Origin of the sequence: Kineobactrum salinum, assembly GCF_010669285.1 — a bacterium.
Classification (GTDB): domain Bacteria; phylum Pseudomonadota; class Gammaproteobacteria; order Pseudomonadales; family Halieaceae; genus Kineobactrum; species Kineobactrum salinum.
Map to the genome: position 1 here is coordinate 1,221,020 of NZ_CP048711.1, position 12,048 is coordinate 1,233,067.

Here is a 12,048-nt window from a genome sequence, read left to right on the forward strand (position 1 = left end):
GCTAATACGACTGCAAGACGAACGATTCGTACTTGAAGAAAACATAAGCTGAACTTATGGTGAAAATACTGTCCCACTTGGGTGCACTGCGCTGCGTGGAAGCTGCTGCGCGGCATCAGAGCTACTCCAGGGCCGCGGATGAATTGCATGTGTCGCAGGCTGCGGTCAGTCAGCAGATCCGGCAGATTGAGGACGTGCTGGGGGTAAAGCTGTTTATTCGTCGCGGGCGCAACATGGTATTGACCACCAGGGGCGCACAGCTGGCCACTCAGTTGAGCAAGGGCTTTCAGGCCATTGTCGAGGGCGTGCACCAGATCCAGAGCGAGCCGGTCCCCGGCACATTGAATGTCACCACCACCCAGTCGCTGGGCACCATGCTACTGATGCCCAACTTGTGGAAGTTCCACCAGCAGCACCCCCAGATCAATGTGCGGGTGACGGTCTCCAGCGAGCTCGAGGACCTGAAGCACGGCGAAATGGATGTGGCGATCCGTTTCGGCTTCTCCGAACAGCCGGGGTTGTGTCGGCAGCTGCTGTTCGAAGATCCCCTGGTCGCCCTCTGCTCACCCCGCCTGCTGGAGCATGTGGACCTGTCCGATCCGCGCAATCTCCGGGAATGCTGGCTGGTGGACGCCGACTACAGCCCCGGGAGAGACTGGCAGACTTGGCTCCAGCTGGCGGAGCTGGACTTTAGCGACGACGAGATCAAATGGCTGCGGGTCAGCAACCTGGACATGGCGCTGAGCGCGGTGATGTCCGGCCACGGACTTTTTCTCGGCTCGCTGACCCTGTCGAAGCAGCTGCTCGCCGCCGGCACACTGGTCAAGCCCTTCCCCTACCGTATCGAAAATGGTGTCCGCTACTGCTTCCTGCACGACGAACATTCCTCGCGAGTAGAACGAATACAGATATTCAAGGATTGGCTGTTCAAGTTAGTACGGGACTCGGACGATATCAGCTGAGATGCCCGGCTGGGAGTCCCCTCCCAACAGGGCATGAAAGGTCTCACTGAGGATTGAACACCAACTCTCCGGCAGCGACAAAATTGAACAGCAGCGCAGTGGCCGAGCCCAGTGCCAGAGGGATCAAAGGCAGGCTGGCGAGCATCAGCAGGGCCTCGATCACGATCACATAGATGCCCGAGGAGCTGGGCTCGCTAGGCCCACGTCAGCGGCGTGATAGAGGCGTCAATCAGGTGCGGGCCCGGGCTATTGAGCGCGGCCGCCAGGGCGGCGCCAAACTCCTCGGCGGTTTCCGCACGACTGGCGTCAACGCCCATGCCCTGCGCCAGCGCGACAAAATCCATGTCCGGCGAGCCAATGTCCAGTGAACTCGCCGCCTTCGGGCCGGGCTTACCGCCGCGGGCACCAGTGCGGGCAAACTCCAGTTCCAGAATGCTGTATTTGCGGTTGTTGAAAATGATCACCGCGATATCGAGCTGTTCCCGCGCCATGGTCCACAAGGCCTGGATGGTATACATCGCGCTGCCGTCTCCTTCCAGGCAGATCACCTTGCGCTGGGGCCGCGCCAGCGCCGCGCCGACCGCCGCAGGAAGTCCCCAGCCGATGGCGCCACCGGTCAGGTGCAGCCATTCGTGGGGCTGGGCGTTTGCGGTCGCCGTAAAGCAGCTCAGTCCCATCGTGATACCCTCATCGACGACGATCGCATGCTCCGGCAGGCAGTGAGCCAGGGCCTGGGCCACTGCATTGGCATCCAGTTCCCCGGTGGGCAGTGCCGGCAGCTCCAGCGGGCGAACCTCCGGCGGCACATTCACTGCATCCAACTGTTCCAGCAGCCGCTCCAGCACCTGCTCGACGTCCTGGTCGGGACCGGCCAGCAGCAGTTGCTCACAGCTCTCCGGCGCGAGCGCACTGGGGACATTCGGATAGGCGAAAAATGCCACCGGCGGAGCCGCCCCCAGCAAAATCAGCTGTTCGGCATCGCGCAGCTGGTCGATGGCCATCTCGGCCAGGTACGGCAGGCGCTCCACCACACCGGTACCCGCCCCCCGGCGCTGCCGTGCAGGGAAGGTCTCGGTCATCACCTGGGCGCCGGTGGCCTTGCCGATACGGTTGGCCAGCAAGGTATGTTCACCGTTGATTTCCCGCCCGCCCAGCAAGATCACTGTGCGCTTGCCGGACTGCAGCATCTCCACCGCCCGCTGCAGACTCCCGCTGGATACCGATGAGGGAGCCGGCAAAGTCGCGGGCGGCGCAGTGCCGGCCGGACTTTCGCCCCAGGACACATCCGCCGGCAGGATCAGCGTGGCAATATTGCCGCGGCCGGCCTGGCGCACGGCTTCGGCGGTATCCTGCCCGATCTCTTCGGGCGTTGCGCAACTGTGTACCCAGTGTGACACCGGCGCGGCGATGGCGGCGATGTCCGAGGTCAGTGGTGAGTCGTACTGCAGGTGATAGGTAGCGTGGTCGCCGACAATATTGACTATCGGCACATTGCCCTTCCTGGCATTGTGAATATTCGCCAGCGCATTGCCCAGCCCCGGACCCAGGTGCAACAACGTCGCGGCCGGCTTGCGCGCCATCCGGGCGTAACCATCCGCAGCGCCACTGACCACGCCCTCGAACAGGCACAGCACACAGCGCAGCCCCGCGACCTCATCAAGGGCGGCAACAAAATGCATTTCCGAAGTGCCGGGATTGCTGAAACAGATTTCCACACCACTGTCTACCAGTGTGCTTACCAGGCTTTCTGCGCCATTCATTGTTCGGGCTCCATTGCGGTGGCTAAGGCAGCGGCGGCAGTTGACACCGGAAGACAAGCTCCGCAGTGGCCGCCACAGACTGCATATTAGCGCCTGCGGCCGAGCCGCGCGAGCATCCACAGCCGCTGCGGATCATTGCAGTCGCGTATTTTCCGGGAAACATTCAACCGCGAGGGCGGATAATAGAATAAAAAAGGGACACCGTCGCCGGCATCCCTTTGTTCAGCTATGGCTATCGCCGCGCGGTGCTACTCGTCGGTTACCGGCTCGGCGATGATCTCGTCTTCCAACAATTCCTTGATGGAAAGCTTGATGCGGCCGCGTTGATCGACATCCAGGACCTTGACTTCCACTTCCTGGCCTTCTTTCAGATAGTCGGTCACATTCTCCACCCGCTCGTGGGCGATCTGGGAAATGTGCACCAGGCCATCCTTGCCGGGCAGGATATTGACGAAGGCGCCGAAGTCAACGATGCGGGCGACGGTACCTTTGTAAGTTGCACCGACCTCTGCCTCTGCGGTGATCTCTTCGATCATCGCCACGGCCTTGTCACGGGCACTCTGGTCCTGGCCAAAGACCCGCACCGCACCGCTGTCGTCAATGTCGACAGTCGCGCCAGAGGCCTCGGTAATGGCGCGGATGGTGGCGCCACCCTTGCCGATGATGTCACGGATCTTGTCCGCATCCACCTTCAGCGTCACCATGCTGGGCGCATTTTCGGACGTCACTTCGCGAGGCGCCGCGAGAACCACGTTCATCTGCCCCAGGATATGCAGGCGGGCCTGCTGTGCCTGTTGCAGGGCGATGTCCATGATCTGCTCGGTGATACCTTCGATCTTGATATCCATTTGCAGCGCGGTGACACCGGCGGCAGTGCCGGCCACCTTGAAGTCCATGTCACCGAGGTGATCCTCGTCACCCAGAATGTCGGTCAGCACGGCAAACTGGTTGCCGTCCTTGACCAGGCCCATCGCAATACCGGCCACCGGCGCCTTCAACGGCACACCCGCGGCCATCATGGCCAGCGAGCCAACGCAGACCGAAGCCATGGAGCTGGAACCGTTGGATTCAGTGATCTCCGAGACCAGGCGTATGGTGTAGGGGAACGATTCTTCATCGGGCAGTACCGCCGCCAGACCGCGCCGCGCCAACCGGCCATGGCCGACTTCACGGCGATTGGTGAAACCGACACGTCCCGCCTCACCCACGGAATAGGGCGGGAAGTTGTAGTGCAGCATGAATGGGTCGCGGCGCTCGCCTTCCAGCGCGTCGATGATCTGCGCGTCGCGGGTGGAGCCCAAGGTCACCGCGCCGATGGCCTGGGTTTCGCCGCGGGTAAACAGCGCCGAACCGTGTACCTTCGGCAGCACGTCCACCTCGCAGGCGATGGCCCGCACGGTACGGGTATCGCGGCCATCGATGCGCGGCTCGCCGGCCAGGATGCGCTTGCGCACCATGTTCTTCTCGACCGCCTTGAACACGTCCTTGACCTCATCGGCGGACGGTCCGCCCTCGACCGCGAGGGCCTCGACACAGGCCTTGCGGATTTCGCTGACACGCCCGTAACGCTCGGCTTTGTCAGTGATCCGGTAGGCTTCGCCCAGCTCGCTCTTGACCTGGCTTTCCACCGCGGCGGTCAATTCCTGGTTAACGGCGGCCGGCTCCCAATCCCAACGCGGCTTGCCTGCCTCGGCGACCAGTTCATTGATGGCCTGGATGACGACCTGCATTTCCTGGTGACCGTACAGAACGGCGCCCAGCATCTGGTCTTCCGACAGCTCCTGTGCCTCGGACTCCACCATCAGCACGGCATCGGCAGTGCCTGCAACCACCATGTTCAGTTTGCTGCCGGCAAGCTGCTCGTAGGTCGGGTTGAGGATATAACCATTGTGCTCGTCAAAGCCGACCCGCGCACCACCGATAGGCCCGTTGAAGGGGCAACCGGAAATGGCCAGCGCCGCCGAGGTGCCGATCATCGCCGGAATGTCCGGATCGATATGCTTGTCGGCCGACATGACCGTACAGATCACCTGTACTTCGTTCATGAAACCGTTCGGAAACAGAGGCCGGATGGGACGGTCGATCAGGCGCGAGGTCAGGGTTTCCTTTTCACTGGGCCGGCCCTCGCGCTTGAAGAAGCCGCCGGGGATCTTGCCCACGGAGTAGGTCTTTTCCTGGTAATGTACGCCCAGCGGGAAAAAAGGCATTCCCTCCTTGGCAGTTTTCTCGGCCACTACTGTCACCAGGACCGCGGTATTTTCAACGGTTACCAGAACCGCGCCCGTTGCCTGCCTGGCAATGCGTCCCGTTTCCAGCGTGACTGTGTGGCCACCGTACTGAAATGTTTTTGTTACTGGATTCACAATCTTTCTCCAATGCTATATATGACTACCGGGGCCATTGGCCCCGGTGAGTAGTACCGCTTATCGACGCAGACCCAGCCGCTTGATCAGATCAGCATAGCGCGCCATATTCTTGCGCTTGAGGTAGTCCAGCAGCTTGCGGCGCTGGTTAACCATGCGGATCAGGCCGCGACGGGAGTGGTGATCATGCTTGTGGGCCTGGAAGTGGTCCTGCAGTTGGATGATATTCGCTGTCAGCAACGCAACCTGTACTTCCGGAGAGCCGGTGTCACCTTCGCTCGTCTGGTACTCTTTGACGATCTCTGCTTTCTTTTCAGCTAGTAAAGCCATGTCGATTTCCTCGTAGTGAATCTGCCAGTACCACCCGCTGTCTGCCAGCCCGATGGTCATTCATGAAAGAGCCTGTCCGCGCAGATTTACAGACAGGTTCACGTCACCTCCCGGTGACTATCAGGCGACGCGGCGCAATCCGCCCATCGTCCAATATCTCGCCAACGCCCAGAAACTCGCCGGTTTCCAGTGCGACGCGCACCATACCACTATGGGGCGCATTTGGCACCAGTACCGGCTGGCCCTGGCGTATGTAGAAACCGCCGGATTCGCTCAGGCGCACCAGCGGCAAACCGCCCAGCGCCGCGTCCGCGGCCAACAGCAGGCTGTCCATCTGGGCGAGCTGTTCGTTGTTCTTCAGCGCCTCCAGCGTACCCATACTGACGCTGTCGGCCAGTGTGAACGGGCCGGCGCGGGTGCGCCGCAGCGCACTCACATGGGCGCCGCAAGCCAGCGCCTCGCCCAGGTCTTCCGCCACCGAGCGCACGTAGGTGCCCTTGCTGCACTCCATGCAGATATCCACCTCGGCCCGGGCGCCGGGCCGAAAAGCGCGCAGCTCCAGCCGGTGGATCGTGACCCGGCGGCGCTTGCGATCCACCTCCAGGCCCTTGCGCGCCAGCTTGTACAGCGGCTGGCCTTCATGCTTGATGGCCGAGTACATGGACGGCAGCTGTTCTATCTCGCCGCGGAAGGCCGCCAGCGCCGTCGCGACATCCGCCTCGCTGATGGCAGAGGCATCGCAGCTGGCCAGCACTTCGCCCTCGGCATCACCGGTACTGCGGGTCTCTCCCAGCACAAAGGTGCTGCTGTAGGCCTTGTCCGCGTCCAGCAAGTACTGGGAGAACTTGGTGGCCTCGCCAAAGCATAGCGGCAACACCCCGGTGGCCAGCGGATCCAGACTGCCGGTGTGACCTGCCTTGGCCGCCATATACAGCCACTTGGCGCGTTGCAGGGCCTGGTTGGAGCTCATTCCGACCGGCTTGTCCAAGACCAGGATACCGTCCAGCGGCCGCCCGCGGCGATTTCTGGCCACTAATTTTCCTCTCCGGACTCGTCATCACGCAAGCCCAGTTCCCGGTCCGCGGCAGCGGCGCGCCGGATCAGATCCTCCAGTTCCCGGCCGCGGCCCACGCTGCTGTCAAAATAAAATCGCAATTGGGGCACACTGCGCATATTGCTGTCCCGGGACAGCTGGCTGCGCAGAAAACCCGCCGCCTTGTTCAGCGCCTCACTGGCCTCTTTGGCCTCCTCTGCCGAGTCACTGCCCAGGCGGGTAAAGTAGACCCTGGCATAACCGAGGTCGCGACTCACATCGACACTGGTGATACTCACCATGCCCACTCGCGGGTCGCGAACCTCGTGCTGGATCAGGGCTGCGAGTTCGCGCTGCAGATAGTCGGCAACGCGCTGGGTACGACTGTATTCCTTCGCCATGATGAACCGCCTACAGGGAGCGGGCGAACTCCTTGACTTCGTAAACTTCGATCAGGTCACCCACCTTCACATCATTGTAGTTCTTGACGCCGATACCGCACTCCATGCCATTGCGCACTTCACTGGCTTCATCCTTGAAGCGGCGCAGGGATTCCAGTTCACCCTGGTAGATCACCACGTTGTCGCGCAACACCCGGATCGGGCGCGAACGGTAGACCGTTCCTTCAATCACCATGCAACCGGCGATCAGACCGAACTTGGGCGAACGGAACACGTCGCGCACTTCCGCGATACCGAGGATCTCTTCGCGCATCTCCGGTGCCAGCATCCCGGTCAGGGCCTGCTTCACATCATCGATCACGTCGTAGATCACGTTGTAGTAACGCAGGTCCACACCCTCGTTCTCGACCAGGCGCCGGGCAGAGTTGTCGGCCCGCACATTGAAACCAAAGACCACCGCGCCGGAGGTTATCGCCAGACTCACGTCGGTTTCGGTAATGCCACCGACCCCGCCTGCAACGATGTTGACCTGCACTTCCTCGTTGCCCAGTTCCAGCAGGGAGCTCTGGATGGCCTCCAGCGAACCGCGCACATCGGCCTTGACGACGACATTGAGTGTTTTCTTCTCGCCCGCCGTCATGCTTTCGAACATGTTGTCCAGTTTCGCTGCCTGCTGCCGCTGCAGCTTGGAGTCGCGGGTCTTTTCCTGGCGGTACACAGCCACTTCCCGGGCCCGCTTCTCGTTCTCGACCACGGCGAACAGATCGCCGGCATCGGGAGTACCGTCCAGCCCCAGGATTTCCACCGGAATACTGGGGCCGGCTTCCGTTACCGGCTGGCCGTTTTCATCCAGCATGGCCCGCACGCGGCCGTACTGCAGGCCGGCCAGGACCACGTCGCCCTGGCGCAGGGTGCCGTTCTGGACCAGCAGCGAGGCCACTGAACCGCGGCCCTTGTCCAGCCGCGACTCCAGCACGATGCCCTGGGCCGGCACATCGCGCGGCGCCTGCAGTTCCAGCACTTCGGCCTGCAGCAGGATTGCGTCCAGCAACTCGTCGATACCGTCGCCAGTGTGGGCGGAAACCGGAATGAACTGGGTATCGCCGCCCCAGTCTTCCGGAATCACGTCCTTCGCAGCCAGTTCGCTCTTGACCCGGTCGGGATCGGCGCCCTCCTTGTCCATCTTGTTGATTGCCACAATCAGCGGCACCTTGGCGGCGCGGGCATGCACCACCGCCTCTTCGGTCTGCGGCATCACGCCGTCGTCGGCGGCCACCACCAGAATCACGATGTCGGTGCTCTTGGCACCGCGGGCCCGCATCGCGGTAAACGCCGCGTGGCCGGGGGTGTCCAGAAACGAGATCATGCCGTGGCCGGTCTCCACATGGTACGCGCCGATGTGCTGGGTAATACCGCCCGCCTCGCCCGAAGCCACCTTGGCCTTGCGGATGTAATCCAGCAGTGAGGTCTTGCCGTGGTCGACGTGGCCCATCACCGTCACTACCGGGGCCCGCGGTTCGGGGCTTCCCTCGTGCAGGGACAGCGTCTCCTCCAGTTTTTCTTCCAGCGCGTCGGCACTGATCAGCTTGGGCTTGTGACCCATTTCCTCAACCACCAGGATCGCCGTGTCCTGGTCGATCATCTGGTTGATGGTCGCCATCACGCCGAGCTTCATCAGCTCCTTGATCACTTCACCGGCCTTGACGGACATCTGTTGGGCCAGGCCACCGACCGAGGTCATGTCGGCCAGCTCTACTTCGTACACCTTGCGCTCAGTGGGCATTTCAAATCCATGTTTGGAGTGTTCAGCGTGAGCACTCTTCATCTTCTTGCGCCCGCCGCGACGGCGCATCATGCCGGACTCGGCTGCTTCCAGATCCGACAGGGACAGGTTGTGACCGCGCTGCTTGCCACGGCCGGCACCGGGTCCGCCGCGATCCAACCGGCCCTTGACGGCCTTGCGGCGCTGCTCATCAGTCTGGGTGGGCGCTTCATGCAGGCGCTTGGGACGCTTGGCGACCTCTTTCTCGCGCTCTGCCTTGGCGGCGGTTTCCTCCTTGACGCGTTCCTCTTCGGCCTTGCGGGCTTCGACGGCCGCCTTGCGGGCTGCCGCTTCCTCGGCCTCGCGGGCCATCCGGCGCGCAGCCGCACGTTGCCGCAACACCTCGGGGTCCAGGTCTTTTTCGTCCTCAGGCTCCAACTCGGGCTCAGGTTCGGGTTCCGGCACGGCTTCGGCCACTGCCGCGGCAGCCTCGCGCTCTGCCTCCACCCGGGACGCTTCAGCCGCCGCCGCGGCGGCGTCGGCAGCCTCCTGTTCTTCCGCCTCACGCCGGGCCGCAGCCTCCGCCGCCGCCACGTCCTGCAACTCGGATTGCGCATCCGAGGCATCGCGTTTGACGTAGGTACGTTTTTTGCGCACCTCGACGTTGACTGTTTTCTTGCCCTGGGAACTGGAGGTCCGCAGAGTGCTCAAGGTCTTGCGCTTGAGCGTGATGCGTTTCGGCGCAGCGGTGGATTCACCGTGGCTGCGCTTCAGATACGCCAGCAGTGTCTGCTTGTCCTCTTCCGACACGGCTTCCTCGGCAGACGCGTGGGGCAGGCCCGATTCCTTCATCTGCGTCAGCAGACGTTCAACGGATGCCCCCACGGTTTCTGCGAGTTGCTGTACTGTCACCTGCGCCATGCAATAATCTCCTTAATCCCTTGAAGCCCGGATGCCCTAGTACTGCAACCCGGAAATACTGAAACATGAAAGCGCGTCTTCGCACCCATGGCGGCGTTGCAAGCCTTGCCATGAATGCGAATCCATCACTTTCATCTTGTTCCACTATTTCCGGGTTGCAGTACTAGTGATTCAGCCCCATTCGGGCCTATTCACTTTCCTCGGCAAACCAGGGTGCGCGCGCCGTCATGATCAACTCGCCCGCGCGCTCTTCCGTCATTTCCGGGATATCCATCAAATCTTCCACGCCCAGCTCTGCCAGATCCTCCATGGTGACCACCGCGCGGCTTGCCAGCACATAGGCGAGATGGCGGTCCATGCCCTCCATCTCCAGCAGGTCGGCCGCCGGCTCATTGGCACCGAGCTGCTCCTCCGAGGCAATGGCCTGGGTCAGCAGGGCGTCCTTGGCGCGGGCGCGCAGCTCTTCGGCGATGTCTTCATCGAAGCCTTCGACTGCAGTCATCTCTTCCAGCGGCACGTAGGCCACCTCCTCGAGCGTGGTAAAGCCCTCTTCCACCAGGATCTCGGCGACTTCGTCGTCGATATCCAGCTGTTCCACGAACATCTGGATCACTTCTCCTGATTCCGAATCGTGCTTCTCGGCGGCTTCCTCGATACTCATCACATTGATGGTCCAACCGGTCAGCTCACTGGCCAGGCGCACATTCTGGCCGGAGCGGCCAATGGCCTGGGCGAGGTTGTCCTCGGCCACCGCCACATCCATGGTGCCGCTGTCTTCGTCCACCACGATGGACTCAACCTCGGCGGGCGACATCGCGTTGATCACCAGCTGGGCCGGATTGTCGTCCCACAGCACGATATCCACCCGCTCGTTGTCCAGTTCATTGGAGACCGCCTGCACCCGGGAGCCGCGCATGCCGACGCAGGCACCCACAGGATCGATGCGCTGGTCATTGGTCTTGACCGCGATCTTGGCCCGGGAACCCGGATCCCGCGCCGCGGCACGGATCTGGATCACTTCCTCGGCGATCTCGGGTACCTCGATCTTGAACAGTTCGATCAGCATTTCCGGACAGGAACGGCTCAGCATCAGCTGTGGGCCGCGGGTCTCGGCGCTGATCTCCTGCAGGATGGCCCGCACACGGTCGCTGACCCGGAAGGTTTCACGCCCCACCAGCTGGTCCCGCGGCAGCAGGCCCTCGGCATTGTTGCCCAGGTCGACGATGACATTGTCCCGGGTTACCTTCTTGACCGTACCCGCGACCAGCTCGCCCACCCGATCGCGGTACTGATCGACCACCTGGGCCCGCTCGGCGTCGCGCACCCGCTGCACGATGACCTGCTTGGCGGTCTGGGCGGCAATGCGGCCGAAACCCACGTTGTCTATTGTCTCTTCGTAGATGTCGCCCGGCTTGAGGTTGGGGTCCTTCTCCACCGCTTCCTCGGTAGTAAACTGGGTACCCAGCAGCGCCATCTCGTCGTCCGGCACCACCAGCCAGCGGCGCACGGTCACGTAGTCGCCGGTCTTGCGATCGATCATGACTTCGATGTCGGCATCTTCGTCATAGCGCTTCTTGGTAGCCGTTGCCAACGCCAGTTCGATCGCGTCAAAGATGATGTCTTCCGACACCCCTTTTTCGTTCGAAACGGCTTCCGCCACCAACAGAATTTCCTTTGTCATTTATTGCCTCGCCAGTTCACTGACCGCACCGGGGATGCGGGGATGAATACGCGCTTTCTCAATCGCGCTGTAGGGTAACAAATACTCGTGGTCGTCTACCTGCACCACCACATCCTCACCCTCGATACCTCGTAATATGCCCTTGAAATTGCGCCGCCCTTCAAACGGTCTGCGCAGACGCAACTCCACGGTCTCGCCTGCAAAGGCCGGATACTGCTCCAGGCGGAACAACAGACGGTCCATGCCCGGTGAAGACACCTCCAGGGTGTACTCGCCGGCGATGGGATCTTCCACGTCCAGAACCCCGCTGAGCTGGCCGCTCACCGCGGCACAGTCGTCCACCGAGATGCCGTCTTCACCATCAATATAGACGCGCAGCACACTGTGCTTGCCCTGGGACAGGTATTCCACGCCCCACAGCTCATAGCCGAGCGCGACTACTGAAGGCTCCAGCAGCTGGAACAGTTCCTGTTGTTTGGTCGCCACACCTACTCCCGTACAACCCGTGTCCGGGCTTTTTCCGCAGAAACGAAAAAGCCCCATGAAGGGGCTTTTACGAAGCGTGCCGCCATGATTCGGAGCGGACGACACGCAATTGGTAACGGAGGCCGGACTGCAACCGACGCGCTTCACCTGGCCTTGCCAGACCCCGGCAGAAACCAGGGCCCATAATGCCTGTGGCTTCTGCGAAGCACCGCTAATCAATTTGGTAGCGGGGGCCGGATTTGAACCGACGACCTTCGGGTTATGAGCCCGACGAGCTACCAGGCTGCTCCACCCCGCATCAAAACGTCCTCGAAATGAAGGCCCCTTGGCACTTCACTGTGGGTAGTGA

10 protein-coding genes and 1 tRNA gene are annotated in these 12,048 nt (G+C 62.0%); 1 reads left to right on the forward strand and 10 read right to left on the reverse strand.

The features are described from left to right. The first annotated feature begins 56 nt into the window (after positions 1-56). Positions 57-962 (forward strand): LysR substrate-binding domain-containing protein, encoded by a 906-nt coding sequence (locus tag G3T16_RS05185; RefSeq protein ID WP_163494124.1) that lies wholly within the window; start codon positions 57-59, stop codon positions 960-962. Between the two features lie 43 nt (positions 963-1,005). Here the strand turns inward: G3T16_RS05185 and G3T16_RS22390 are convergent, their stop codons facing one another. The 10 genes from G3T16_RS22390 to G3T16_RS05230 all read right to left on the reverse strand — a co-directional run bounded on the left by G3T16_RS22390 (position 1,006) and on the right by G3T16_RS05230 (position 11,997). Beyond that, positions 1,006-1,131: a hypothetical protein gene (locus G3T16_RS22390; protein WP_269473267.1), complete on the reverse strand. Its 126-nt coding sequence runs from the start codon at positions 1,129-1,131 to the stop codon at positions 1,006-1,008. Positions 1,132-1,156: 25 nt separating this feature from the next. Continuing rightward, positions 1,157-2,722, reverse strand: coding sequence for an acetolactate synthase large subunit (locus G3T16_RS05190; RefSeq protein ID WP_163494125.1), 1,566 nt, complete (start codon positions 2,720-2,722; stop codon positions 1,157-1,159). Positions 2,723-2,970: 248 nt separating this feature from the next. Then, positions 2,971-5,085, reverse strand: a complete 2,115-nt coding sequence (gene pnp / locus G3T16_RS05195; protein ID WP_163494126.1) for a polyribonucleotide nucleotidyltransferase — start codon at positions 5,083-5,085, stop codon at positions 2,971-2,973. A 60-nt stretch (positions 5,086-5,145) separates the two neighbouring features. Beyond that, entirely contained in the window at positions 5,146-5,415 is a 270-nt protein-coding gene (gene rpsO / locus G3T16_RS05200; RefSeq protein WP_163496974.1) for a 30S ribosomal protein S15, read from the reverse strand. Between the two features lie 103 nt (positions 5,416-5,518). Continuing rightward, positions 5,519-6,448: a tRNA pseudouridine(55) synthase TruB gene (gene truB / locus G3T16_RS05205; protein WP_163494127.1), complete on the reverse strand. Its 930-nt coding sequence runs from the start codon at positions 6,446-6,448 to the stop codon at positions 5,519-5,521. Next, on the reverse strand, positions 6,448-6,849 hold the full coding sequence (rbfA, locus tag G3T16_RS05210; RefSeq protein ID WP_163494128.1) for a 30S ribosome-binding factor RbfA: 402 nt from the start codon (positions 6,847-6,849) through the stop codon (positions 6,448-6,450). Before rbfA ends, truB begins: the two co-directional genes overlap by 1 nt. Positions 6,850-6,859: 10 nt before the next feature. After that, the gene (gene infB / locus G3T16_RS05215) at positions 6,860-9,532 is read right to left on the reverse strand and encodes a translation initiation factor IF-2 (protein WP_163494129.1); all 2,673 of its coding nucleotides are present in this window, start codon (positions 9,530-9,532) and stop codon (positions 6,860-6,862) included. 187 nt (positions 9,533-9,719) lie between these two features. After that, positions 9,720-11,213, reverse strand: a complete 1,494-nt coding sequence (gene nusA / locus G3T16_RS05220) for a transcription termination factor NusA (protein ID WP_163494130.1) — start codon at positions 11,211-11,213, stop codon at positions 9,720-9,722. Continuing rightward, a complete protein-coding gene (gene rimP / locus G3T16_RS05225) occupies positions 11,214-11,699 on the reverse strand; it encodes a ribosome maturation factor RimP (RefSeq protein WP_163494131.1) in 486 nt (161 codons plus the stop codon). Between the two features lie 221 nt (positions 11,700-11,920). Further along, a tRNA-Met gene (locus G3T16_RS05230) sits at positions 11,921-11,997 on the reverse strand. Between the last annotated feature and the right edge of the window lie 51 nt (positions 11,998-12,048).

What these genes read in the sequence shown, in the direction of transcription:
- G3T16_RS05185 (WP_163494124.1), top strand. Translation starts at nt 57, where the DNA reads ATGGTGAAAATACTGTCCCACTTGGGTGCACTGCGCTGCGTGGAAGCT.
- G3T16_RS05190 (WP_163494125.1), bottom strand. Translation starts at nt 2,722, where the DNA reads ATGAATGGCGCAGAAAGCCTGGTAAGCACACTGGTAGACAGTGGTGTG.
- rpsO (WP_163496974.1), bottom strand. Translation starts at nt 5,415, where the DNA reads ATGGCTTTACTAGCTGAAAAGAAAGCAGAGATCGTCAAAGAGTACCAG.
- rbfA (WP_163494128.1), bottom strand. Translation starts at nt 6,849, where the DNA reads ATGGCGAAGGAATACAGTCGTACCCAGCGCGTTGCCGACTATCTGCAG.
- infB (WP_163494129.1), bottom strand. Translation starts at nt 9,532, where the DNA reads ATGGCGCAGGTGACAGTACAGCAACTCGCAGAAACCGTGGGGGCATCC.
- nusA (WP_163494130.1), bottom strand. Translation starts at nt 11,213, where the DNA reads ATGACAAAGGAAATTCTGTTGGTGGCGGAAGCCGTTTCGAACGAAAAA.